Source organism: Flavobacterium plurextorum, from assembly GCF_002217395.1.
Taxonomy (GTDB): Bacteria; Bacteroidota; Bacteroidia; order Flavobacteriales; family Flavobacteriaceae; genus Flavobacterium; species Flavobacterium plurextorum.
The window spans coordinates 64,316-89,679 of sequence record NZ_MUHD01000001.1; the positions used below are offsets into that span (position 1 = coordinate 64,316).

17 protein-coding genes are annotated in these 25,364 nt (G+C 33.1%); 12 read left to right on the top strand and 5 right to left on the bottom strand.

Annotated features, from left to right (window positions below; all coding sequences use genetic code 11):
- Nucleotides 1–18 precede the first annotated feature (18 nt).
- Nucleotides 19–657 (bottom strand): rhomboid family intramembrane serine protease, encoded by a 639-nt coding sequence (locus tag B0A81_RS00170; protein ID WP_089054401.1) that lies wholly within the window; start codon nt 655–657, stop codon nt 19–21.
- 112 nt (nt 658–769) lie between these two features.
- Between B0A81_RS00170 and B0A81_RS00175 the strand changes: the two genes are divergently transcribed.
- Entirely contained in the window at nt 770–1,645 is an 876-nt protein-coding gene (locus B0A81_RS00175) for a lysophospholipid acyltransferase family protein (RefSeq protein WP_089056122.1), read from the top strand.
- An 83-nt stretch (nt 1,646–1,728) separates the two neighbouring features.
- Here the strand turns inward: B0A81_RS00175 and glmM are convergent, their stop codons facing one another.
- Nucleotides 1,729–3,117, bottom strand: a complete 1,389-nt coding sequence (gene glmM, locus B0A81_RS00180) for a phosphoglucosamine mutase (protein WP_089056123.1) — start codon at nt 3,115–3,117, stop codon at nt 1,729–1,731.
- A 282-nt stretch (nt 3,118–3,399) separates the two neighbouring features.
- On the opposite strand from glmM, the gene B0A81_RS00185 reads away from it, so the two are divergent.
- From B0A81_RS00185 to B0A81_RS00220, 8 genes are all read left to right on the top strand, one after another.
- Nucleotides 3,400–3,984 carry an acyl carrier protein phosphodiesterase gene (locus B0A81_RS00185; protein ID WP_089056124.1) on the top strand — a complete coding sequence of 195 codons (585 nt, stop codon included), beginning with the start codon at nt 3,400–3,402 and terminating at the stop codon, nt 3,982–3,984.
- Between the two features lie 34 nt (nt 3,985–4,018).
- Entirely contained in the window at nt 4,019–5,698 is a 1,680-nt protein-coding gene (ggt, locus tag B0A81_RS00190; protein ID WP_089056125.1) for a gamma-glutamyltransferase, read from the top strand.
- A gap of 86 nt (nt 5,699–5,784) precedes the next feature.
- The gene (locus tag B0A81_RS00195) at nt 5,785–7,569 is read left to right on the top strand and encodes a chloride channel protein (RefSeq protein WP_089056126.1); all 1,785 of its coding nucleotides are present in this window, start codon (nt 5,785–5,787) and stop codon (nt 7,567–7,569) included.
- Between the two features lie 160 nt (nt 7,570–7,729).
- Nucleotides 7,730–10,561 (top strand): excinuclease ABC subunit UvrA, encoded by a 2,832-nt coding sequence (gene uvrA / locus B0A81_RS00200; RefSeq protein ID WP_089056127.1) that lies wholly within the window; start codon nt 7,730–7,732, stop codon nt 10,559–10,561.
- A 102-nt stretch (nt 10,562–10,663) separates the two neighbouring features.
- Nucleotides 10,664–11,572 (top strand): hypothetical protein, encoded by a 909-nt coding sequence (locus tag B0A81_RS00205; RefSeq protein ID WP_089056128.1) that lies wholly within the window; start codon nt 10,664–10,666, stop codon nt 11,570–11,572.
- Between the two features lie 384 nt (nt 11,573–11,956).
- Nucleotides 11,957–12,685, top strand: coding sequence for an LOG family protein (locus B0A81_RS00210; protein ID WP_068845660.1), 729 nt, complete (start codon nt 11,957–11,959; stop codon nt 12,683–12,685).
- 216 nt (nt 12,686–12,901) lie between these two features.
- A complete protein-coding gene (locus B0A81_RS00215; RefSeq protein ID WP_089056129.1) occupies nt 12,902–15,652 on the top strand; it encodes a gluzincin family metallopeptidase in 2,751 nt (916 codons plus the stop codon).
- A 187-nt stretch (nt 15,653–15,839) separates the two neighbouring features.
- Complete coding sequence (locus B0A81_RS00220; RefSeq protein WP_089056130.1) at nt 15,840–18,251, top strand: alpha-ketoacid dehydrogenase subunit alpha/beta; 2,412 nt, start codon at nt 15,840–15,842, stop codon at nt 18,249–18,251.
- Between the two features lie 355 nt (nt 18,252–18,606).
- On the opposite strand, the gene kdsB is transcribed toward B0A81_RS00220, so the two are convergent.
- On the bottom strand, nt 18,607–19,341 hold the full coding sequence (gene kdsB, locus B0A81_RS00225; RefSeq protein WP_089056131.1) for a 3-deoxy-manno-octulosonate cytidylyltransferase: 735 nt from the start codon (nt 19,339–19,341) through the stop codon (nt 18,607–18,609).
- 130 nt (nt 19,342–19,471) lie between these two features.
- Between kdsB and B0A81_RS00230 the strand changes: the two genes are divergently transcribed.
- Complete coding sequence (locus B0A81_RS00230) at nt 19,472–20,806, top strand: PQQ-binding-like beta-propeller repeat protein (RefSeq protein ID WP_089056132.1); 1,335 nt, start codon at nt 19,472–19,474, stop codon at nt 20,804–20,806.
- Between the two features lie 192 nt (nt 20,807–20,998).
- Here the strand turns inward: B0A81_RS00230 and ygiD are convergent, their stop codons facing one another.
- Together ygiD and B0A81_RS00240 are read right to left on the bottom strand one after the other, a co-directional pair.
- The gene (gene ygiD / locus B0A81_RS00235; RefSeq protein WP_089056133.1) at nt 20,999–21,829 is read right to left on the bottom strand and encodes a 4,5-DOPA-extradiol-dioxygenase; all 831 of its coding nucleotides are present in this window, start codon (nt 21,827–21,829) and stop codon (nt 20,999–21,001) included.
- A 116-nt stretch (nt 21,830–21,945) separates the two neighbouring features.
- On the bottom strand, nt 21,946–23,355 hold the full coding sequence (locus B0A81_RS00240) for an ATP-dependent DNA helicase (RefSeq protein WP_089056134.1): 1,410 nt from the start codon (nt 23,353–23,355) through the stop codon (nt 21,946–21,948).
- A gap of 560 nt (nt 23,356–23,915) precedes the next feature.
- On the opposite strand from B0A81_RS00240, the gene B0A81_RS00245 reads away from it, so the two are divergent.
- Nucleotides 23,916–24,737 carry a DUF3822 family protein gene (locus tag B0A81_RS00245; RefSeq protein WP_089056135.1) on the top strand — a complete coding sequence of 274 codons (822 nt, stop codon included), beginning with the start codon at nt 23,916–23,918 and terminating at the stop codon, nt 24,735–24,737.
- Nucleotides 24,734–25,339 carry an RsmD family RNA methyltransferase gene (locus B0A81_RS00250; RefSeq protein ID WP_089056136.1) on the top strand — a complete coding sequence of 202 codons (606 nt, stop codon included), beginning with the start codon at nt 24,734–24,736 and terminating at the stop codon, nt 25,337–25,339. The genes B0A81_RS00245 and B0A81_RS00250 overlap by 4 nt, the downstream gene beginning before the upstream one ends.
- Nucleotides 25,340–25,364 lie beyond the last annotated feature (25 nt).

Sequence of the window (25,364 nt, forward strand, 5' to 3'; positions counted from 1 at the left end):
CAAAAGTTGTGCCAGTCCTTACAGCTTGCCCATTTTTGCCATACCAAAAAGTATCAAAATAGGAATTGCCAACAAAATAACCATTAAACTATGATCTACAATTAATGAAGGTTCTTTTATCAATGTAATTACATAACCGCCTATGGCACCGCCAAAATGCGCCGTATGTCCAATATTGTCATTTTTGGCACGCATTCCATAAATCGAATACAATAAATATAAAATTCCAAAAAGATACGCCGGCATTGGAATAACAAAAAATATTCCGAGCATCATATCTGGCTGCAATAAAATAGCCGAATACAAAACGCCAGTAACCGCACCCGAAGCTCCTACTGCGCGATAATTATAATCGTTTTTATGAAACAGCATCGTAAGCAGACTGCCAAAAATCAAACTTCCAAAATAAACTAAAACAAAAGAAAATGTTCCAAGCCATTGCAAAACAACCGGCGCAAAAAACCAAAGTGTAAGCATATTAAAAATTAAATGCATCATATCGACATGCAAAAAACCAGATGACAACATTCGTATCTGTTCTCCAGCTCTAATACTTCCTACATGAAATTCGTATTTTCTAAAAAAAGAAAGGTCATTAAATCCTTTATAGCTAATTAGTACATTCGCTACAATAATTCCAATCAAAATGGTATTCATAAACAATATTTAATATGAAATGTAAATATAGTCATTCTCAGAGATAACTCCGTCACAAACCAAAATATCGATGGTTATTCATTTTTAAATTATATTTGTAAAAAAATATTACATGCAATTTATCGTTTATATACTGGCCTATCCTTTACTTTGGCTTATCTCTATACTTCCTTTTCGACTATTTTATTTACTATCAGATTGTATCTTCTTTTTGATATACTATGTTGTAGGTTACAGACGAAAAGTGGTCAAAGCGAATTTAGCGCTTACTTTACCGCATTTGAGCGATGAAGAACGAAAAAAAATCGAGAAAAAATTCTATCAACATATGTGTGATATGTTTCTCGAGATGATTAAAACAATGAGTATTTCAGCTGATGAAATGGAAAAAAGATTTACGGTAACTAATCTTGATCTCGTTCATGAATATGCTGAAAGAGGGAAAAGTGTTATTTTGGTAGCTTCACATTATGCCAGCTACGAATGGCTTTTAACTATTAATCGTAAAATTGCTTTTCAGGGAGTTGCCGTTTATAAAAAAGTTGCCAATCCTTATTTTGATAAATTGGTGCGAAAAATACGTTCTAAATACGATACAGAATTAGTTGAAACCAAAAAGGCAATTCCAACGATGGCACAAAATCAACGTGACGGAATTTTAAGCATGTACGGTTTAGCAAGTGATCAATCGCCAAAATTGGATCGTATTTTTCATTCCATGAAATTTATGGGAATTGAAGTTCCTGTACATACCGGCGCCGAAATGCTGGCTAAAAAATATGATTTAAGTGTGATTTTTGTAAAAGTAAATAAAATAGCAAGAGGCTATTATGAAGCTACTTTTGTATCACTTGCTGATAATCCAAACGACTATGAAAATTTTGAAATAACTGAAAAGTATTTGAAAGAAGTTGAAAAACAAATATATGAAGCTCCTGAATATTATTTATGGACGCATAAAAGATGGAAACACAGAATTGAGAAATAATTCTAAATACATCTCAAATTAAAGCATAAAAAAACACCTCTTTCTAAATAAATGAAAGAGGTGTTTTTTTTTATACTCCGAAATTAAATTCCAGCGATTTCTTTTATTTCATCAATAATTCGAAGAGCTAAAACATCAGCTTCTTTTTGTGAAGGCGCTTCAGTATAAATTCGGATAATTGGTTCTGTATTCGATTTTCTTAAATGTACCCATTCCGTTGCAAAATCAATCTTTACACCGTCGATTGTAGAAATATCTTCGTTTTTATATTTCTCAGTCATAGCAGTCAAAATCGCATCAACATCAATCTGCGGTGTCAATTCAATTTTGTTTTTACTCATATAATACTCCGGATAAGAAGCTCTCAATGCCGAAACAGATATCTTTTTGTTTGCCAAATGAGTTAAAAACAAAGCAACTCCAACCAAACTATCTCTTCCGTAATGCAATTCAGGATAAATAATTCCGCCATTACCTTCACCGCCAATAATTGCGTTATTTTTTTTCATTAATTCAACCACATTCACTTCACCTACAGCACTTGCTTCATAGTTTCCATTATGTGCTTTTGTCACATCGCGTAAAGCACGAGACGATGACATATTCGAAACTGTATTTCCAGGAGTTTTACTCAAAACATAATCAGCACAAGCGACCAAAGTATATTCTTCACCAAACATTTCACCATCTTCACTGATAAAAGCCAAACGATCAACATCCGGATCAACTACAACACCTAAATGCGCTTTTTCTTTCACCACTAATTCTGAAATATCAGTCAAGTGTTCTTTTAAAGGCTCAGGATTATGAGGAAAATGTCCGTTTGGTTCACAGTATAATTTTACTACTTCCACTCCCATTAATTCTAATAGTTTTGGAATAATAATTCCTCCAGATGAATTTACTCCATCGACAACTACTTTAAATTTTGCCGCTTTTACAGCTTCAACATCAACCAAAGGCAAATTTAAAACCTCGTCGATATGAATATCCATGTAAGCATCATTTGGTGTAATCTCGCCTAAATTATCAACATCCGAAAAATCGAAAGCTTCAGCTTCAGCAATTTCAAGAATTTTTGCTCCTTCTGCTCCGCTTAAAAACTCACCTTTTTCATTCAATAATTTTAAAGCATTCCATTGTTTTGGATTATGAGAAGCCGTTAAAATAATTCCGCCGTCTGCCTTTTCAAGCGGAACAGCTACTTCAACAGTTGGTGTAGTCGAAAGACCAAGATCGATCACATTAATTCCTAAACCGATTAAAGTATTTACAACAAGATTATGAATCATTGGTCCAGAAATTCTGGCATCGCGACCAATTACAACAGTTAATTTTTCTTTTGAAGTATTGTTTTTTAGAAAAGTACCGTAAGCCGATGCAAATTTTACTGCATCAACAGGAGTCAGGTTATCTCCTACTTTTCCTCCAATTGTTCCTCGTATTCCTGAAATTGATTTTATTAAAGTCATTTTTCTGCGTTATGGTTATTTTATTACAAATATAGAAAAGTTACTAAGGTTCTAAGTTGCCAATATGCTAAGATTTTTTAAATACTATAAAATTTTAGTAAAATAACATCTCAAATTAATAAGCGCAGCTAATGTCGCAGGCTCTTAAGAAGCCAAGGTTTCTAAAGTGATATAACCTTATCATAAAATGTCGGACAATTTTATAACAAAATCATTTAAAAAAGTTTTTATACTTTTACAAGAGCGAACTTAGCGCCTTAGAACCTTAGCACCTCACAAAAAATGAACTTCCTAGCCCACATATATCTTTCTGGCGAAAATGATTTAATCAAAATTGGCAATTTTATGGCCGATGGCATTCGTGGGAAACAATTTGAGCATTTTCCTGAAGATGTGCAAAAAGGAATTCTTCTGCATAGATTTATCGATACTTATACAGATTCTCATGATACATTCAGGCAAAGCACCAAAAGACTGCATGAAAAGTACCATCATTATTCGGGAGTAATTGTTGATATTGTATATGATCATTTTTTAGCTAAAAATTGGAGCAATTATTCAGATGAAAAACTGGAAGATTTTACCAATAGATTTTACAACTCACTTCATACCAACTACGACATTCTAACTGAAAAAACACAGGGTTTAATGCCTTATATGATTGAGAGAAATTGGCTTTTAAGCTATAAAACCGTCGACGGCATTCATCAGATTTTAACTCAAATGGATCGAAGATCAAAAAATGTGTCTAAAATGCAGTTTGCAAGTGAAGAATTAGTAGAATTTTATACCGAATTTGAACAGGAATTCACTAGTTTTTTTGAAGAGATTCAGCAGCAGGCAAAACAAAAATTACTTTCATTATAAAATCAAATTGATCTTATAAAACTCTTATTAAATCATGAAAAAAATCACCTTTATACTCTATTTCATTTCTATTTGCAGTTTTGCGCAAACTTCAAAACAAACGGGATTAGTCGTTTCAAAAGCTATGGTAGTTTCTGCTCGCGAAGAAGCTTCAAAAATAGGCGCAGCAATTATGAAAAAAGGAGGAAACGCTTTTGATGCTATGGCCGCAACTGAACTTGCGCTGGCAGTTGCATATCCGTATGCTGGAAATATTGGCGGAGGAGGTTTTATGGTTTATCGCAAAGCAAATGGTGAAGTTGGAAGCTTGGATTATCGCGAAAAAGCACCTCTCGCTGCAACAAAAGATATGTTTCTAGACAAAGATGGAAATGTTATAAAAGGCAAAAGTACCGAAACTGCTTTAGCAATTGGTGTACCAGGAACTATAGCCGGAGTATTTGCTGTACATAAAAAACTAGGTTCTCTGCCTATATCTGAAATTTTAAAGCCAGTAATTGCTTTAGCAGAAAAAGGTGTCATAGTAACTCAAAAACAACAAAAACAGCTTGAAGCTTATCATGATGCCATTGTAAAAGCAAATGGACCAAATACGCTTATGGCGAAAGAATTTAAAGAAAAAGATACCATCAAATATCCTGCACTTGCAAATACGCTGAAACGAATTTTGAAAAATGGAAAAGACGAGTTCTATAAAGGAAAAACGGCCCAAATATTAGTAGATTATATTCAGAAAAACGGCGGTATTATCACACTTAAAGATTTAGCAAGTTATGAAGCGAAATGGAGAAAGCCATTGCAATTTAATTATAAGGAATTAAAAATTACTTCAATGTCACCGCCAAGCAGCGGCGGAATTTGTCTGGCACAAATTATGAAAATGATTGCTCCTTATGACTTGTCAAAAATGGGACACAATTCTGAGAAGGCCATTCAGGTAATTGTAGAAGCCGAAAGAAGAGCTTATGCTGATAGAAGTCAATTTTTAGGAGATCCTGATTTTGTAAAAATACCTGTTAAGGAACTTTTAGCTGATTCGTATTTAAAAGAGCGTATGTCGACTTTTAGTTTTGACAAAGCTAGTTTATCATCAGAAATAAGAGAAGGAGAAATTAAGTACAGCGAAAGCACCGAAACGACACATTACTCTATTGTAGATCAATTTGGGAATGCTGTTGCTGCAACCACAACTATAAACGATGGCTTTGGATCAAAATACTATTGCGACGAATTAGGCTTTTTCTTAAATAATGAAATGGATGATTTTAGTGCAAAACCTGGATCACCAAATATGTTTGGATTAGTTGGAAATGATGCCAATAGTATTGCACCGCAAAAACGAATGCTGAGTTCAATGACTCCAACCATTGTTGAGAAAAACGGAAAATTATTTATGGTTGTAGGAACGCCCGGCGGTTCTACTATTATAACTTCTGTATTGCAAACTATTCTAAATGTTTACGAGTTTGGTTTGGGTATGCAAGAGGCTGTAAATGCACCACGTTTTCATCATCAATGGCTTCCAGATATTGTTACTTTTGAGCCTCACACTTTCAGCACAAAAGCATTCGAAAACTTAACTGCTAAAGGTTATCTGATTAATGAAAAAACAACTCCTGTAATTGGCAAAGTTGATGCTATTTTGGTTTTACCAAATAAAAAACTTGAAGGAGGCGCAGATTTTAGAGGAGATGATAAAGCCGCTGGTTTTTAGCCTGAAAAAGATTTAAGCAGAAAGATTATGCAAATTTGAATGTTTAAAACTAAATTTGCACCTCACCTGAAATTTTAAAAAAAATAATGATAAAAAGACTTTTTCGAAGACTAGAAAGTATAATTGCTTTGTCGCAATCTGTTATGACACCAAAGCAGTTCATTTTTTTATCAAGTGTTTTGGTAGGTATTTCATGTGCATTTGCTGTAATTGTTTTAAAAACATTTGCCCATAGTGTCTTTTCGTTTGCGACATACATCAACGGAACTTTAAAACTTAGTTTCATCAATAGTATACTACCTATAATTGGTATTTTGCTGACCGTTTTTGTAATCAACAAAGTTCTAAATGGAACAATCCAAAAAGGAACATCACAAATTTTATATGCGGTTGCCAAAAAAGCAAGTATTATTCCGAAAAAACAAATGTATGCCCAAATTATTACCAGCTCGTTAACAGTTGGTTTAGGAGGTTCTGCGGGTTTAGAAAGCCCTATTGTTGTAACTGGTGCTGCTTTTGGTTCTAATTATGCTCAAAATTACAAGTTAGCTTACAAAGACCGAACTTTACTAATTGGCTGTGGTGTTGCGGCGGGAATTGCGGCCGCATTTAACGCACCAATTGCCGGAGTTCTTTTTGCTATTGAAGTTTTATTAGTAGATGTAAGTATTTCTGCCTTTACTCCTATTATGATTTCTGCGGCTACTGGAGCCTTAGTTTCTGCAATTGTATTAGATGAAAGCATTTTACTATCTTTTAAAAAACAAGAAACATTCGACTTTCACAATATTCCTTTTTATATCATTTTGGGATTATTAACAGGTTTTATGGCTGTTTATTATTCTCGAAATTTTCAAAAAATAGAACATTATTTTGCCGAACTAAAAATTGGACCGTACAAAAAAGCCTTAATAGGTTCTTCTATCTTAGCACTTTTAATCTTTATTTTCCCAACTCTGTTTGGTGAAGGTTATGAAAGCATCAAGACTTTATCGGAAACCGATCCAGGAAAACTGTTAGACAATACTTTGTTTGAGAGTTTTAGAAACAATCAATGGGTTTTTCTTTTGTTTGTAGGCTGCACTATGATGGTAAAAGTATTCGCTTCTGGACTTACAATTGGAAGCGGCGGTAATGGAGGAAACTTTGCACCTTCATTATTCTTAGGCTCTTATTTAGGATATTTCTTTTCAAAATTTATAAGTTTAATCGGTTTATCACATTTACCAATCAGCAACTTTACAATGGTTGGAATGGCTGGTATTTTGAGCGGTTTATTTCATGCACCATTAACTGCAATCTTTTTGATTGCCGAAATAACTGGAGGTTACGGACTAATGATTCCGCTTATGATTGTGTCCTCTATTAGTTTTGCCATTTCTAAACGTTTTGAAAAATACTCGCTTGACGTAAAAAATTTAGCCAAAAAAGGACATGCCTTTACCAGCAATAAAGATTCTAACATTCTTTCTACTTTAGACATTGATTCTATTATACAATGTGATTATTTAACCGTGCATCCTGAAGACCATTTAAGCAAATTAGTGGATCTAATTTCACATTCAAATCAAGTCGTTTTTGCAGTTGTAAACAATGAAAAAGAACTCGTAGGAATTGTACATTTTAATGATATTCGCGAAATTATATTTAATGCTTATCGTGTAAAATATACTTTGATTAAAGATGTTATGAAAACACCTCCGGCAACAATTTCATCTTATGACAGTATGGAAATTGTAATGAGCAAATTCGAGAAATCTAAATCAGCATTTTTACCCGTTTTGCGAAATGATAAATACTTTGGCTTCATTTCAAAATCTATAGCACTCGAGGCTTATAGAACAAAATTAAGATCTATGACTATAGAATAAGCTTAATATCAAATACGTTAAAAAAATAATATATGAATCCGACAAAACGAAAACGCTAGTTTACAACAGCGTTTTTTTGTTACTAATTGTAACATAAAGTTTTGCTGTCGAGCACAAAAAGAACAAATCAAAGTGGTAACTTTGCGTTTTGCTCAAAATTATGCTAGATAAAGACAACACTATTGAAGTTCTTGGTGCAAGAGTTCATAATCTAAAAAATATCGATATTTCTATTCCGCGTGAAAAACTTGTTGTTATAACAGGACTTTCAGGTTCGGGAAAATCTTCGTTGGCATTTGACACCATTTATGCTGAAGGACAGCGTCGTTATGTCGAAACCTTTTCGGCTTACGCTCGTCAATTTCTTGGAGGATTAGAGCGTCCCGATGTTGATAAAATTGACGGACTTTCGCCAGTTATTGCAATTGAACAAAAAACAACCAGTAAAAGTCCGCGTTCAACCGTGGGAACGATTACTGAAATATACGATTTTCTTCGACTTCTTTATGCTCGTGGTGCCGATGCTTACAGTTACAACACTGGTGAGAAAATGGTTTCTTATTCTGATGAGCAAATTAAAGACTTGATTATTCAGGATTTTAACGGAAAACGAATTAATATCCTAGCACCAATTATTAGAGCCAGAAAAGGACATTATGCTGAATTATTTCAGCAAATTACCAAACAAGGATTCTTAAAAGTTCGTGTAAATGGCGAAGTACAGGATTTAGTTTCAGGCATGAAATTAGATCGTTACAAAACGCACGACATTGAAATTGTTGTAGACCGAATGGTTATCGAAAATACAGAAGACAATCAGAAACGATTAGCTGAAAGTATTAATACTGCGATGCATCATGGCGAAAACGTATTGATGATTTTAGATCAAGATACAAATGAAGTTCGTTATTTCAGCAGGAATTTGATGTGTCCTTCAACTGGAATCTCGTACCAAAATCCAGAACCGAATTTATTCTCCTTTAACTCGCCAAAAGGTGCTTGTCCGCATTGTAACGGATTAGGAACTGTTCATGAAATCAACGTTAAAAAGATTATTCCAAATCCGAAATTATCAATTAAAAGCGGTGGTTTTGCTCCACTTGGCGAATATAAATCTTCTTGGATCTTTAAGCAGTTAGAAACTATTGGAGAAAAATTTGGATTTAAAATCACCGATCCAATCGAAAAAATTCCGGAAGAAGCCATGACAATGATTCTTTATGGCGGAAAAGATAAATTTACTATAAACTCAAAAGATCTTGGCGTTACGCGAGATTATAAAATTGATTTTGAAGGAATTTCAAACTTCATAAAAAATCAATATGACGAAAGCGCAACGACCAGCATAAAACGCTGGGCAAAAGATTTTATGGACGAAATAAATTGTCCTGTTTGCGAAGGCTCACGTTTAAAAAAAGAAGCACAATTTTTCAGAGTTAATAAAAAGAACATTACCGAATTGTGTAATATGGATATTTCTGATTTAACAGCTTGGTTTCAAGACTTAAACAGCCATTTATCCGAAAAACAACTTTTAATTGCTTCTGAAGTTGTAAAAGAAATCAAAGACCGATTAAACTTCTTGATGAATGTTGGCTTGAATTATCTGGCTCTAAGCCGAAGTTCAAAATCACTTTCTGGTGGAGAAGCACAGCGTATTCGATTAGCAACACAAATTGGTTCACAATTGGTTGGAGTTCTATACATTTTGGACGAACCAAGTATTGGTTTACACCAAAGAGATAATGAAAAACTAATCAAATCACTTGAACAATTACGTGACATTGGAAACTCAGTTATCGTAGTAGAACATGATAAAGACATGATCGAAACGGCTGATTATGTTATTGATATTGGTCCGAAGGCAGGGAAATATGGCGGAGAGATTATCAGTATTGGAACTCCGGCAGAAACTCTAAAATCAAACACTATTACCGCTCAATATTTGAACGGTAAAATGAAGCTGGAAATTCCGAAAAAGCGTCGTGAAGGAAACGGAAAGATTTTAAAACTGACTGGAGCAACAGGAAATAATCTAAAAAATGTTTCGATCGAAATACCTTTAGGTCAATTAACTTGTGTTACAGGAGTTTCAGGAAGCGGAAAATCGACTTTAATTAATGAAACCCTTTATCCTATTTTAAATGCGTATTATTTTAATGGCGTAAAAAAACCACAGCCATATAAAAAAATTGAAGGATTAGAACATATTGATAAAGTTATAGATATCGACCAAAGTCCGATTGGAAGAACGCCACGCTCAAATCCAGCTACATACACTGAGGTTTTTACAGAAATCAGAAACTTGTTTACCATGACTTCTGAAAGTATGATTCGCGGTTATAAAGCAGGACGTTTCAGTTTTAACGTAAAAGGCGGACGCTGTGAAACCTGTGAAGGTTCTGGTGTAAGAACTATCGAAATGAACTTTTTACCTGATGTTTATGTAGAATGTGAAACTTGTCAAGGTAAACGTTTTAATAGAGAAACGCTGGAAATTAGATATAAAGGAAAATCTATTTCGGATGTTTTGGATATGACCGTTGATGAAGCTGTTCCGTTCTTTGAAAACATTCCGAAGATTTATAGAAAAGTAAAAACCATTCAGGATGTTGGTTTAGGATACATCACACTCGGACAGCAAAGTACAACACTTTCCGGCGGTGAAGCACAGCGTATTAAATTGGCTGGAGAATTATCTAAAAAAGATACAGGAAATACGTTTTATATTCTAGATGAACCTACAACCGGTTTGCATTTTGAAGATATTCGAGTTTTGATGGACGTTATCAATAAATTGGTTGATAAAGGAAATACGATTCTAGTAATCGAACACAATATGGATGTTATAAAACTTGCGGATTATATTATTGATATTGGTCCCGAAGGAGGAAAAGGCGGCGGACAATTGGTTGCCAAAGGAACTCCAGAAGAAGTGGCTAAAAATAAAAAAAGTTATACGGCTAAGTTTTTGAAAAAAGAGTTAGAGTAAAAAAAAGAATCTTTGTCAAAGTTTAAAACTTTGACAAAGATTCTTTCTATTGTTCTATTTTAATACTAATTATTTTATATTTTAGTTTTAAAAACATAGAAGATGAAATCAATTTTATTATTCATTACAATATTATTATTCTCATTCACCACTTATTCTCAATCAAAAAAAGACAGTCTTAACAAAGTTGTCCGTGAACGAATTAAAAACATTCAGGAAACACAATCTGACAATCCTTATTTCACAAAACAAGAAATTGAAGAGGAATATGTAAACGAAAACAATACTTTTCAAGCTTTAGCGCAACCAGCGGAAAACAATGATTTAGCTAATTACTTTAAGATATATTTAGAATCAAACCTTTTAAAAAAGATTGATTTCTCTACAATTAAATCTTCTTACTTATACAAAAACATTTCAAATAGTAAATTTAACTATACCATTCGATTAACTTTTGAAATAAATAAAAAAAAGAAGGCTTCTAATTTTCACATCAATACAGGAAATAAAGAATTAAATAGAAAAGTTATTGAAATTTTTAAAAATTATCCTTTAGAAAAATTAGCCCTTTCAGAAGCTGACAAGCGTGGGAAAATCAGTATCCAACTATTTGCAAAAGAGAATAAAAAAATCATAATTAAAGCAAGTACATATGCTGTTGTTGATCAATTACCGGTTGTAAAAGGCTGCGAAAATCTTCAAACGAACTGGGAAATCAGTAACTGTTTGTATGACAAATTAAACAATTATATTATACAAAACATTTCACTTAAAACCATTAGTGAACAGAATCTGAGAGGCGAAATCACTTTTAGTCCACGATTTTCTATTAATACCGAAGGAAGGATTATCAAAGTTAATTGTATAGCTCCAAATAGCATTTTAAAAGATGAGATTGATCGCGCAATAATGTCATTTGACCAAATATTGACTCCAGGAACTAGAAACAATAAACCCATAAATACGTATTGTAACACTTACAGAACACTAACCATTAAAGATCTGAATTAAAAACAACGATTAATAAGCTCTTTATTTCTTTTCAGTTACTTCACGCTTAAAGTTCATCTAGCTTTAATTCTTTGATAATGAACTAAAAACAAAAAAACCAAATTTTTACTATGCTAGTTTTAGATTATAAACTTCCTTTTTTGTAACAATTCTGAAAAAAAGAGTTAATTTAGTAACCGCTTTTTTTCAAAATTTCAAGCATTTGAAGAAAGATGTTTCGATTAAACTAACTGTTTATATGAAACCAACTGCCCTAGCCCTGATGGGAGCGGCATCCTTTTGTGCCGGGGTTTGGCACAAAAGATATAGCGGACAGCAGGAACGAGCTCCTTTCCTTTGACCGCACAGAAAAAACAAATAGAATAATAAATTAAAATACCTAAAATGAGATTAGAAGATTTTGATAATGACGAGGACAAAGTAATTCAAGACCGTTTGAAACAAAAAACGTGGAATGAAATTAGAACAAATGACAGCTGGGCGATTTTTAAAATCATGGCCGAATTTGTAAATGGTTATGAAAGCATGGGACGAATTGGTCCCTGCGTATCTATTTTTGGTTCAGCGAGAACAAAACCAGACGATAAATATTATTTATTGGCTGAGAAAATTGCTTATAAAATTAGTAAAGCCGGCTATGGCGTAATTACTGGCGGAGGACCTGGAATTATGGAAGCTGGAAACAAAGGCGCACATTTAGGCGGAGGAACTTCGGTTGGTTTAAACATCGAATTACCGTTTGAGCAGCATTTTAACCCTTATATTGATCATGATAAAAACCTGAATTTCGATTATTTCTTTGTGAGAAAAGTTATGTTCGTAAAATATTCGCAAGGTTTTGTGGTTATGCCAGGAGGTTTCGGAACTTTGGACGAAATGTTTGAAGCGATCACTTTGATTCAAACTAAAAAAATTGGAAAATTCCCAATTATTCTAGTTGGAGTAGAATTTTGGTCTGGTTTGATCGAATGGGTAAAAACTGTTTTGGTTGAGAAAATGCATACCGTAAGCCCTGAAGATTTGAACTTATTTAAAATCGTAGACACTGAAGATGAAGTTGTTGACGTTTTAGATAAATTCTATAAGAAATACGATTTGAGTCCAAACTTTTAATGTTTGAATCCTATATTATTACAAAAATGAGAAGCTGTTTTTTAAAACAGCTTTTTTTATGTTATTTTTACATAAAACCAAAACAACAGAACACACGTACATTAAAGATAAAGTCCTAAATTTTACGCCAAATTCTTGAAATCATTATTTAAAATTATAATCCTCATTTTTGTTTTATTCAGTTCAATAAAGCAATACGGCCAACATCAATCTAAGATGGAAGTTGCGGTAAATCTTGAACTTAAAACACTAAATATCAAGCAGGATATTACGTATCGCAATACTTCTAACGATACTTTAGTTTCTATTGTTTTGAATGACTGGAACAATGCATTTTCAGACAAAAACACTCCGCTTGCCAAACGCTTTTCTGATGAATTTTATAGAGGTTTTCATGTGGCTAAAACTACGGAAAGAGGAAATACAACGATTTTAAATCTAACAGACTCTGATTTTATGGCGCTTGAATGGGAACGAACCGCCAAGAATCCAGATTTTATTGTTGTCAGGTTAAACCGAAAGCTGCGTCCAGGAGAACAAATTGATCTTCATATAACTTACATTGCAAAAATTCCGAGCAACAAATTTACACACTACGGTTTTGATCAAAATGGCGGAATGATTTTAAAAAACTGGTTCTTAAGCCCTGCCCGATTTGAAAATCACCGTTTTACAAAATACAATAATTTCAATCTCGATGATATCGCAAATGCCGTTACAGATTATCAAGTTGAAATAAAAATACCAGCCAATTATTCGATTACGACCGATTTAAATTCGGTTTCGAAAGACGCTTCAAACCCTTTATTCAGTACTTATTCTTACGCTGGAAGCAATAGAATCGATTTCAATTTAATAATCGAAAAGCAAAATAATTTCAGAAGTTACAGTAATGGTTCTTTAGAAGTTCTTTCGGATTTAAACAATAAAAAAATCAGCGAGATTCAAAAAGCAATTGTCATCAATAGAGTTACGGCTTTTGCAAATGATTTTATTGGTAAATACCCGCATGAAAAAATCACTGTTTCGCAGGCCGATTATGATCGAAATCCCTTTTACGGACTCAATCAGCTTCCTTCCTTTATAAGTCCGTTTACAGATGAGTTTATGTTCGAAATTACCTTTTTCAAAACCTATCTTAACAATTATCTAAAAAATAGTCTTCGTATTGATCCCAGAAAAGACAATTGGATTTATGACGGAATCCAAATTTACGCGATGATAAAATACATGGAAGAAAACCACTTGGACCAGAAAATGCTGGGCAAACTTTCTGAAATGAAACTTTTTAACAGTTACAACATTACCAATTTAACTTTTAATGAGCAATACAGCTATTACTATATGCTGATGGCGCGTAAAAATCTAGATCAACCTCTTGGCGATCCTAAAAACACTTTAATAAAATTTAACGAACAAATTGCTAGTAAATACAGAGCTGGTTTGAGCTTAAGTTATTTAGATGATTACTTAAACCATAATATTGTGCCTGAAAGTGTACAGGAATTTTACAATCTGAATAAACAAGAACAAACAAACCGATATGATTTTGAAAAAATACTAATTGATAAAAGCCCAAAAAAAATTGATTGGTTTTTTAAAACAATTATCGACTCTCGTGATATTATTGATTATAAATTTTCAAGTGTTTCAAGAACAGCTGACAGCATAACATTTTCGGTAAAAAATAGAACAGGCATTTATGCTCCTATTCCTATTTTTGGACTTAAAAAAAACGAAGTCGTTTTTAAACAATGGATTGAACCGCAAAAAAACGATTCAGTTTATCATTTTGATCGTAAAAATGCCGACAAAATCGTTATAAACTACGAAAATGAAGTTCCTGAGTTTAACCAGAGAAATAACTGGAAATCGCTAAAAACTTTAGCAATTACCAATCGACCAATAAAATTTAATTTTGCGAAAGATCTAGAAGATCCCTATTATAATCAAATATTATATATCCCGACACTATCGTACAACTTATATGATGGTTTTACGCCGGGAATACGTTTTCATAATAAAACTATTCTTGACAAACCCTTTACATTCGACATTACTCCTGCTTACTCTATTAAAGCCGGAACTCTCTCAGGATCATCTGCTTTGGTGTGGAGTCAAAATTATCGTCATACAACCTTGTACAACATTCGCTATTCAATTAGTCAAAACTATTATCATTACGCTCCAGACGCCACTTATTTACGTTTGAATCCGATGGTTCAATTTAGAATTCGCGAAGAAAACTTTAGAGATAATAGAAAACAACTCTTTATGTTTAGACAAGTAATTGTAAATCGAGAAGCAAGTACTTACATTACGGACAATTCTAAACCTAATTACTCTATTTTTAATGCTCGTTATTCTAATACTAAAACGGAATTAATTGATCATTTCAGCTTCATGACAGACCTTCAGTTTGCAGGTGATTTTGGAAAAGTAGGTGGTGAAATTGAATATCGAAGATTGTTTGAGAACAACCATAAGTTAAACGTAAGATTATATGCAGGAAGTTTTTTATACAACACAACAAATTCAGATTATTTTAGTTTTGGTTTAGACAGACCTACAGATTATCTTTTTGATTATAACTTTTTCGGAAGATCTGAAACCACAGGCTTTTTTAGCCAGCAATATGTTATGGCCGAAGGAGGTTTTAAATCTAAGCTAGAACCTGCATATGCTAACCAATGGATGACAACTCTTAATGCCAGCTATGCAATCTGGAACTGGATAGAAGTTTATGGAGATGTAGGTTTCTTGAAAAATAAGCATCAAAGTGAGTATTTTGCTTATGACAGCGGTATTCGATTAAATTTAGTTCCAGACTATTTTGAATTATTTTTTCCCGTTTACTCTAATAATGGCTGGGAAATCACTCAAAATAAATACAATGAAAAAATTCGATTCGTAATCACCTTTTCGCCAAAAACATTAGTTAATCTTTTCACCCGAAAATGGTTTTAATTGAATTAATTTTAAACAAAAACATAAATAATTATCATTAAAATAACGAAAACAATAAAAATAACATAAATAAAATACGTAGTTTTTTGAATTTAAATACAAATAATTAAATTATATTTATTTTAAAGAATTATGATTATTAATTGTTTTTAAGTAATTTCGCAGTCTAAACATGACCCACAAGATTATGATAAAAGAAAAAAGCAATACTACATTAACGTTTGAAGATTTCAAAACTGAAGTATTGAACGACTACAGAATTGCAGTTACCAGTCGTGAATGTAGCCTTTTAGGTCGTAAAGAAGTTTTAACAGGAAAAGCCAAATTTGGAATTTTTGGAGACGGAAAAGAAGTCCCTCAGCTTGCAATGGCCAAAGCCTTTAAAAATGGTGATTTCCGTTCTGGATATTACCGCGATCAAACTTTTATGATGGCCATTGGAGAATTAACTCCGCAGCAATTTTTTGCTGGTTTATATGGTCATACAGATTTAGATTTTGATCCAATGTCTGCAGGAAGACAAATGGGCGGACATTTTGTTACGCACAGTTTAAACGAAGACGGATCATGGAAAAACCTGACTAAGCAAAAAAATTCAAGCTCAGATATATCACCTACAGCCGGACAAATGCCAAGATTATTGGGATTAGCTCAGGCTTCAAAAATTTACAGAAATGTTGACGGTATTACCATCAAAGATAATTTCTCTGTAAATGGAAATGAAGTGGCTTGGGGAACTATTGGAAACGCAAGTACATCTGAAGGTTTGTTTTTTGAAACCATAAATGCTGCAGGAGTACTTCAAGTTCCTATGGTAATGAGTGTTTGGGATGATGAATATGGTATTTCTGTTCATGCCAGACATCAAACTACAAAAGAAAACATCTCTGAAATCTTAAAAGGATATCAACGTGATGAAGATTCTAAAGGATATGAAATTTTTAGAGTAAAAGGCTGGGATTATGCTGAATTAGTTTCAACATACGAAAGAGCAGGTGCTATTGCTCGTGAAGAACATATTCCGGTTTTAATTCACGTTAACGAATTAACGCAGCCGCAAGGACACTCTACATCAGGTTCTCACGAACGTTACAAAAATGGAGAAAGATTAGCTTGGGAAAGAGATTTCGATTGTATTCGTCAGATGCGTTTATGGATGATCGCTATCAATATTGCATCACCAGAAGAACTAGCAGAAATCGATTTTGAATTGAAAAAAGAAGTTCTAGAAGCTAAAAAAGAAGCTTGGAATTCTTTCATCAATCCAATTATTGAAGATCAAAAAAATCTTTTGGCTTTATTGGAACAAATTGCTGAAGCAAGCATCAACCATAAAGACAGAATTAGGAAATACATTTCAGAATTAAGTGCGATAAAAGCGCCTTTAAAAAAGGAGATTTTAGTTTTTGCAAGAAAGATTCTTCGCTTTGTTGAAGTACCAAACAGCAAAATGCTTTTATCAAACTGGATTACTAATTATATAGGAGTTACTCAGAAAAAATTCAGCAGCAATTTGCATTCTGAATCTGAGCAAAATGTATTCTCAGTACAAAAAGTACTACCTGAATATGCAGAAAATGCAAAAGCAGATTCTGACGGCCGAATGATTCTACGTGATAATTTCGATGCCTTATTCTCTAAATATCCAGAAACTTTGATATTTGGTGAAGATGTTGGAAACATTGGTGATGTTAACCAAGGTCTTGAAGGCATGCAGGAAAAATACGGAGAACTTCGTGTTGCCGATGTCGGAATTCGTGAAGCAACTATCCTTGGACAAGGAATTGGTATGGCCTTAAGAGGCCTACGCCCAATTGCCGAAATTCAATATTTAGATTATCTGTTGTATGCTATACAAATCATGAGTGATGATTTGGCGACCTTACAATATAGAACTGTTGGAAAACAAAAAGCACCATTAATCATCAGAACTCGCGGACACCGTTTAGAAGGTATTTGGCATTCTGGTTCTCCTATGGGAATGATTATAAATGCTATCCGTGGAATTCACGTTTTAGTTCCTAGAGACATGACACAAGCTGCAGGATTTTACAATACTCTTTTAGAGTGCGATGAACCGGCTTTAGTAATTGAATGTCTTAACGGTTACCGTTTAAAAGAAAAAACACCTTTGAACTTTGGTGAATTCAAAACACCAATTGGTGTTGTTGAAACCTTAAAAGAAGGTTCTGATATTACTTTAGTTTCTTACGGATCAACTTTAAGATTGGTACAACAAGTTGCAACAGAATTATTAGACTTAGGAATTGACTGTGAAGTAATCGACGTACAATCCTTACTTCCGTTTGATATCAATAAAGACATTGTAAAAAGTATCGCTAAAACAAACCGTCTATTAATAATTGACGAAGATGTTCCAGGCGGAGCTTCAGCTTTTATCCTACAACAAATTTTAGAAGAGCAAGACGCTTACAATTATCTTGACAGCAAACCACAAACACTTGCTGCAAAAGCACACAGACCTGCTTACGGAACTGATGGCGATTATTTCTCTAAACCTTCTGCCGAAGATATTTTTGAGAAAGTATACAGCATGATGAACGAAGTTAATCCTTCTAAATATCCTAGTTTGTACTAAGAATTTTAGAATGTTTTAAATAAAAAAAAGCTCCAAGTATTTTGGAGCTTTTTTTGTTTTAAACAAAGTGACCATAAAGTTTGTCATTTCGATCCCGAGGCTTCGAGAGAGAAATCACACTCGGAATTCGACAAAGATATTCTTTATCCAAAGTAACCGCCGAGTATGTCATTTCGACGAAGGAGAAATCTTCACAAGCTGCTCAACAAAGATTGGAGATTAACTGCACGGAGTTTCTTACGAAGATTTCTCCTTCGTCGAAATGACAAAAAACGCGCATATTAAATTAGAAATCCATTTAAATCCGCGCTTTTACGAAAGCGAATCTGTTTAATCAGCTTCAAACTAGGAGCAATTAAATATCCTTCAGAATAGCTCTCGCCTTCTCTAAATCTTCTGCAGTATCTATCCCAATTCCAACATGTGTTGTTTCAACCATTTTAATACGTTTTCCGAATTCCAAATAACGTAATTGCTCCAACTTCTCAGAAGCTTCTAAAGATTTCATAGGAAGACTGTAAAAGTCTAATAACGCTTGTTTTCTAAACGCGTAAATTCCGATGTGCTGAAAATAACGAACTCCAGCCTCTTTATCTCTTGGATACGGAATTACTGATCTAGAAAAATACAATGCAAACTGTGATTGATCTACTACCACTTTTACATTATTTGGGTTATTGATTTCATCTTCATCTGTAATTTCACGCATTAACGAAGCCAAATCAACTTTTTTATCCGCATCATTTTTAAATACTGACAAAACCTGCTCTAATGGCGCTGCTTCCGTAAAAGGCTCATCACCTTGTACATTTACAACAATATCAACATCAAGATTGGCTACAGCTTCTGCAATTCGGTCACTTCCAGATTCATGTTCTTTAATGCTCATAATTGCTTTTCCGCCATGAGAAACGATTTCATCAAATATCAAATCAGAATCGGTTACTACAAAAACATCATCAAATAATTTTGTCGAAACTGCAGCTTCGTATGTTCGTAGAATTACTGTTTTGCCTCCTAAATCCTGCATAAGCTTTGCAGGAAAACGTGTCGATGCATATCGCGCCGGAATTACCGCTATTATTTTCATTGTAAATCTTTTTTAAGTAAAACAAATGTAACTATTCAAACCTAAGATAAAAAACATAATTACCACAGATCGTTATAAAACTGATTGCCAATGTTTTAAAAAATAAAGTATATTTATCAGAAAAAAAAGTATGAGAAAATCGTCGATTCTGGTTCTGTTTTTATTGAATTTAACTTTTATTAATTCGGCTTTAAGCCAAAAAAATAATGCTGCTCCACTAAATGCATTTGCAAATAACATCTTTGACGGCAATGGTTATCAGCCGCTGACAACTCTAAAATGGAAGTTTAAAACCGAAGGTAAAATCTTCTCTTCACCCATTACCAAAAGCGGAATTGTTTATATTGGCAGCGAAGATGGCTTTTTATATGCAATTGAAGAAAAGTCAGGAAATCTAAAGTGGAAATTTAAAACAGATGGCGCGATTCACAGTTCACCCAGCATTTTTGAGGATACTGTTTTCTTTGGAAGTTTTGACGGCAATTATTACGCGGTAAATACTAAAACAGGAAAACAAATTTGGAAATTCAAAACGGGCGGAGAACACTGGATGGGAGAAAAAGGCGGAGGTGGAATGAAACCTGAAACACAATACATGGAGGATTTATGGAGTTTTTACCTATCATCGCCAGTTGTATACCAAAATAAAAAAACAGCTCAAGTTATCTTTGGAAGCAGCGACGGAAACATCTATTCGCTTGATACAAAAACCGGAAATGTAAACTGGAAGTTTAAAACTAATGGTCCTGTTCATGGAACTCCTGTTATAGATAAAAACAAAGTTTTCGTTGGCGGCTGGGATGCCGTTCTATACGCATTGAATGCAGAAACTGGAAAAGAAATATGGCATTTTGCTACTTCTACTAAAATAGGTTTTAAAGGTATACAATCGTCTGTGGCAGTTTCTGACGGAAAAGTATATTTTGGAGCGCGCGATCCTCACTTCTTTTCACTTGATGCCGAAACAGGAAAACTAATCTGGAAATATGATGCTGAAAATTCTTGGATTCTAAGCACTGCTGTCATCACAAATGGAACTATTTATGTAGGAACTTCTGATACCTATGTTTTATTGGCACTTGACGCAAAAACCGGCGCTGAAAAATACCGATTCAAGACAAATGGCTATGTTTATAACTCACCTGTAATAGCAGGAAATACAGTTTATTTTGGTGATTTCACTGGAAATTTCTTCTCACTGGATTTACTTTCTAATGGACAAAAATCAAATACTATAAGTACTGACAATCGTAAAAAATATGCAAACTCTATTTTGAAAAATGATCTTTTAGATTTTGGATATGCAGGTCAAAACGAAGATCTGTCTTACTACGACAACAGCAAAAAAGTAATGGATCAATTTTACAAATTAGGCTCAATCCTTTCTTCACCATCTATCAATAATAGTACAATTTATTTTGGAAGTGCTGATGGATATCTATATGCATACAATCTAGAAAAATAGACTACTTTGTAACCGGATCTGCGAAACGCATTTTACCGCAAAGGGCGCAAAGTTGTTTTATTCGCAAGGTTATATCAAGCGCAAAAGTTCGCAAAGCTATATTGATAAAGCTTTGCGAACTTTTACACTTTATAAGCGTAATCCCAAACAAAATAACTTTGCATGCTTTGCGGTAAAATTTCTAATCAATTTTTAAATAATTTTTACTGAGGTCATACTCAACGAACCAGCCAGAAGTTTATCATTGAATAAACTCAATTCTTCTGATTTTTCTTTTAATCCTAAGGTGTATAATAACGGCAAATAATGTTCTGGCGTTGGAACTGCCAATTGAACAGCTTTGTTCATTTTTTCGAAATCTATTAACGGCTGAAAATTCCCACCTAATAAATAATTATTCACCGTTTCTCGAGCTTCAATTGCCCAATCGTAACCATAATTATCTTTATCAAAATTTCTAAAATCAACCATTCTAAGATTGTGCACAATATTTCCGCTCCCAATAATCAAAACACCTTTACGACGCAGTGACTGCAGTTTTTGTGCTAATTCAAAATGATATTGACCTGATTTAGTATAATCAATACTCAACTGAATTACAGGAACATTTGCTTCTGGATATAAATGCTTTATTACACTCCAAGCACCATGATCTAACCCCCAATGTTCATCTAAATCTACTTGAACCGGATCTAAGATTCTTTTGGTTTCTAACGCTAATTCAGGGCTTCCCTTCGCAGGATATTGAACATCAAATAAAGCCTGTGGAAAACCTCCAAAATCATGAATTGTTCTTGGCATTTGCATTGAAGTAACTTTGGTTCCTTTAGTAAACCAATGTGCCGAAACGCATAAAATAGCATTGGGCTGCGGTAATGTTTTTGCCAAATTGCGAAAACCAGCCACAAACTGATTTTCTTCAATTGCATTCATAGGACTTCCATGTCCTAAAAACAGAACCGGCATTTTATCAGTATTCGAAAACGTTGACGAAATCGAATGTAAGTCGTTTAGTGTTGTCATTGTAAAATATTATTTGCCACAGATTAAAAGGATTAAAATGATTTCAAAAAAAAAAACTTTAGCACGTCATTTATTATAAAATCTGTGAAAATCATTTTTAATCTGCGGCTAAAAAATTATTCCTCAAAACTCTCGTCTTTAAATCCTATCAAATATAACTTATTTTTAGCACGTGTCATAGCCGTATACAACCATCTAATATAATCGCGATCGATACCATTTGGCAAATAAGGCTGTTCTATAAAAACCGTATTCCATTGTCCACCCTGCGATTTGTGACACGTTATAGCATAAGAAAATTTTACCTGTAAAGCATTGAAATATTCGTTTTCTTTTACTCTTTGAAATCTCTTATATTTTGTTGTTTCGTCTTCATAATCTTTCATCACTTCTTCATACAAACGATTTGATTCTTCGTAAGTCAATGATGGAGATTCACTTTTTATAGTATCCAAAAGTAACACCGTTTCAAAAGGCTTTTGATCTGGATAATCGACCATTCTTATTTTTACTCTCGCAAAAGTAAATCCGTATAATTCCTTAATTCCAAACATTTCGAGAACCTCAATAATATCGCCATTTGCAATAAAACCAGCTTCATCTGTTTCTTTAAGCCAGAAATAATTATTCTTAACTACCATCAAAAAATCACCTACAGAAAGTTCACTTTCTTTGAACAAAATCCGAGTTCGAATTTGTTCATTGTATTGATTTGCTCTTTTATTAGATCGCACAATAAAAGCAGTATCTTCAATACTATAATTACTATAAGCTGTATTTATCGCATCTTGAATATCATAACCATCTGTAAGACGCACGATATCTTTAAACTTTTTTACATTGAATCTAAACTCCGTAATAAAACTTTCTTTCAACAGCTCACGTAATTCAGTTGCATTGAACAAAATTCCCGAGCTTTCTTCCTGACGCATTACCTCATCTAGTTCAATATGTTCAATTTCTTTATCGTAATGTATTCCGAGTGTTTGAATATCTAACGCTGGACTTATATCTAAATTTACCGGTGGAAGCTGTGCTGTATCTCCTAAAAGAATCATTTTACAATTAGTTCCAGAATAAACGTAATTAATCAAATCATCAAGAAGTGAACCGCTGTCTAAAGTACTGTCTGAAATCATCGAAGCCTCATCAACTATAAAAATGGTGTTTTTATGTTTATTAAGTTGTTTTGTAAAAGCAACTCCTCCACCCGACGATTTTTTAGGAAAATATATTTTTTTATGAATAGTAAAAGCCGGCGTATTCGAATAATTGGCAATTACTTTTGCAGCGCGTCCAGTTGGTGCAAGCAAAACAAACTTTTTATTTATGTCGCCAAGATTGTTTACAATTGTCGAAATCACCGTTGTTTTTCCGGTTCCCGCATATCCTTTTAATACAAAAATGGTATCGTTAACTGGTTCGGTTAAAAAAATAGCAATTTTTTGAAAAAAAATATCCTGTTTGTATGTGGGTGCAAATGGAAATCTTTTTTGTAAAATGCCGTAAAACAATGCTGAATTCATAAGGAAAATTTGAAATACAAAGGTCGCCTTTTTTAATGGCAATGGCAATAATTTGAAACCATATAAGTGATATAAGATATTTAACTCGTTGAGGATATTTATCTTTAACACATAGTCTTGATAACTATCGGGATAGACTCTGACTTAACAAAAAAAGCATTTCACTTAACAAAAATGCACAAAGCAAGCTTATGTGAAAGAAATGTGTTTCTTTTTGTATTCTTTTTAAACTATAAAATCTATGTTTCTATGTGTTTAAACAAATATCTATATATTACACACAATGAGCGACGTAATTTTAAAGTACCATATAAAACGCTTCCTTTTGATGCTGATAGTGCTTAAATGATCTCAATAATAAAAAAAAAATCCTCTAAGCTTAAATACCATATATCGTTTATTGATTAAACTCTAAAAAAATAACACAACGATAAAACTTTAGTAACTTCCTTGTAATATTGTTTTTTGAAATTGCAATTATAATTGTTCCTTTTTAATTTGTAAGTTTGTAGTCGCCTTAAATTCTTTCTTGTAAAACAGGTAACGAATTGTAAATCAATATGTCATTACAAAACACTAACATTATTTCCAAAAATTATAAAAAACTTTCGATTCAGGTTTCACTGAATGGATTTTCATTTTGCTGTTTTGATACTTTAAATAATACCATTACTTCGTTTAACGAAGTACAATTTGATACTTCTCAAAAACAAAATAAAATCGAGGACTTATTTTCAGCTTCATTTAAAAATTATCCTGAATTAAAAGAAACCTACGATGATATTCTAGTCATTCATAACAACAATCTTTCAACCTTTGTACCAACTGCTTTATTTGATGAAAATTATCTAGGCAGTTATTTACAGTACAGTACAAAAGTATTTGAATCCGATTTTTTTACTTTCGATAAAATCTCAAATTACGAAATGAACTCTGTTTATATCCCGTACATAAATATCAATAATTTTCTAATTGATAACGTCGGGTCTTTTGAGTACAAACACGTAAATAGTATTCTAGTCGAAAAAATTCTGGAAGGTTCAAGAAATAATGACGAGAAAAAAATGGTGGTAAACTTTAACCCAAATCATTTTGAGGTTATAGTAGTTCAAAACCAAAAACTATTATTATTTAACTCTTTTGAATATCAAACTCCAGAAGATTTTATTTATTATTTACTTTTTACGGCCGAACAAACCAATTTAAATCCAGAACTTTTTCAACTGGAATTATTGGGTACAATAACCCAAAACGATCCATTTTATGCGATTGCATACAAATATATTCGTAATGTATCTTTCTTAGATGTAAGCACATTACAAGAAAAAAACAATTATACAACTGCTCAGAATCAAAAACATTATATCTTATTTCAATCATGAGAATTATTTCAGGAAAATACAAAGGACGCCGCATTTTTCCGCCAAAAAACCTTCCTGTAAGACCTACGACTGATATGAGTAAAGAAGCATTATTTAATGTTTTGAATAATCATTTTAGTTTTGACGGCTTAAAGGTTTTAGATTTATTTTCGGGAACCGGAAATATCAGCTACGAATTTGCATCACGTGGAAGCGCACCAATTACCTCTATTGATGGTGATTTTGGATGCGTGAAATTTATTAAACAAGTTTCGTCAGAATATGATTTTGACATTGCGGCTACCAAAAGCGATGTTTTTAAATTTCTGGAGAACTGTAAAACATCTTACGATATTATTTTTGCCGATCCTCCTTATGGATTAGATCAAAACACTTTTGAAAAAATTGTTTTAACGGTTTTCGAAAGAGATTTGCTTCACGAAGACGGCATGATGATTATCGAACATTCAAAGTACACCAAACTAGATCATTTGAGTAATTTTTCATTTCAAAAAAGTTACGGAGGTTCTTTCTTTAGTTTCTTCGAATTAAATTCGACAGATGACGATGAAGAATTACCAGGTGATACTCCAATAAAAATTACGGAAGAAGACGAAGGATAATTTTCTTTTTACAGCATAAAAAAAC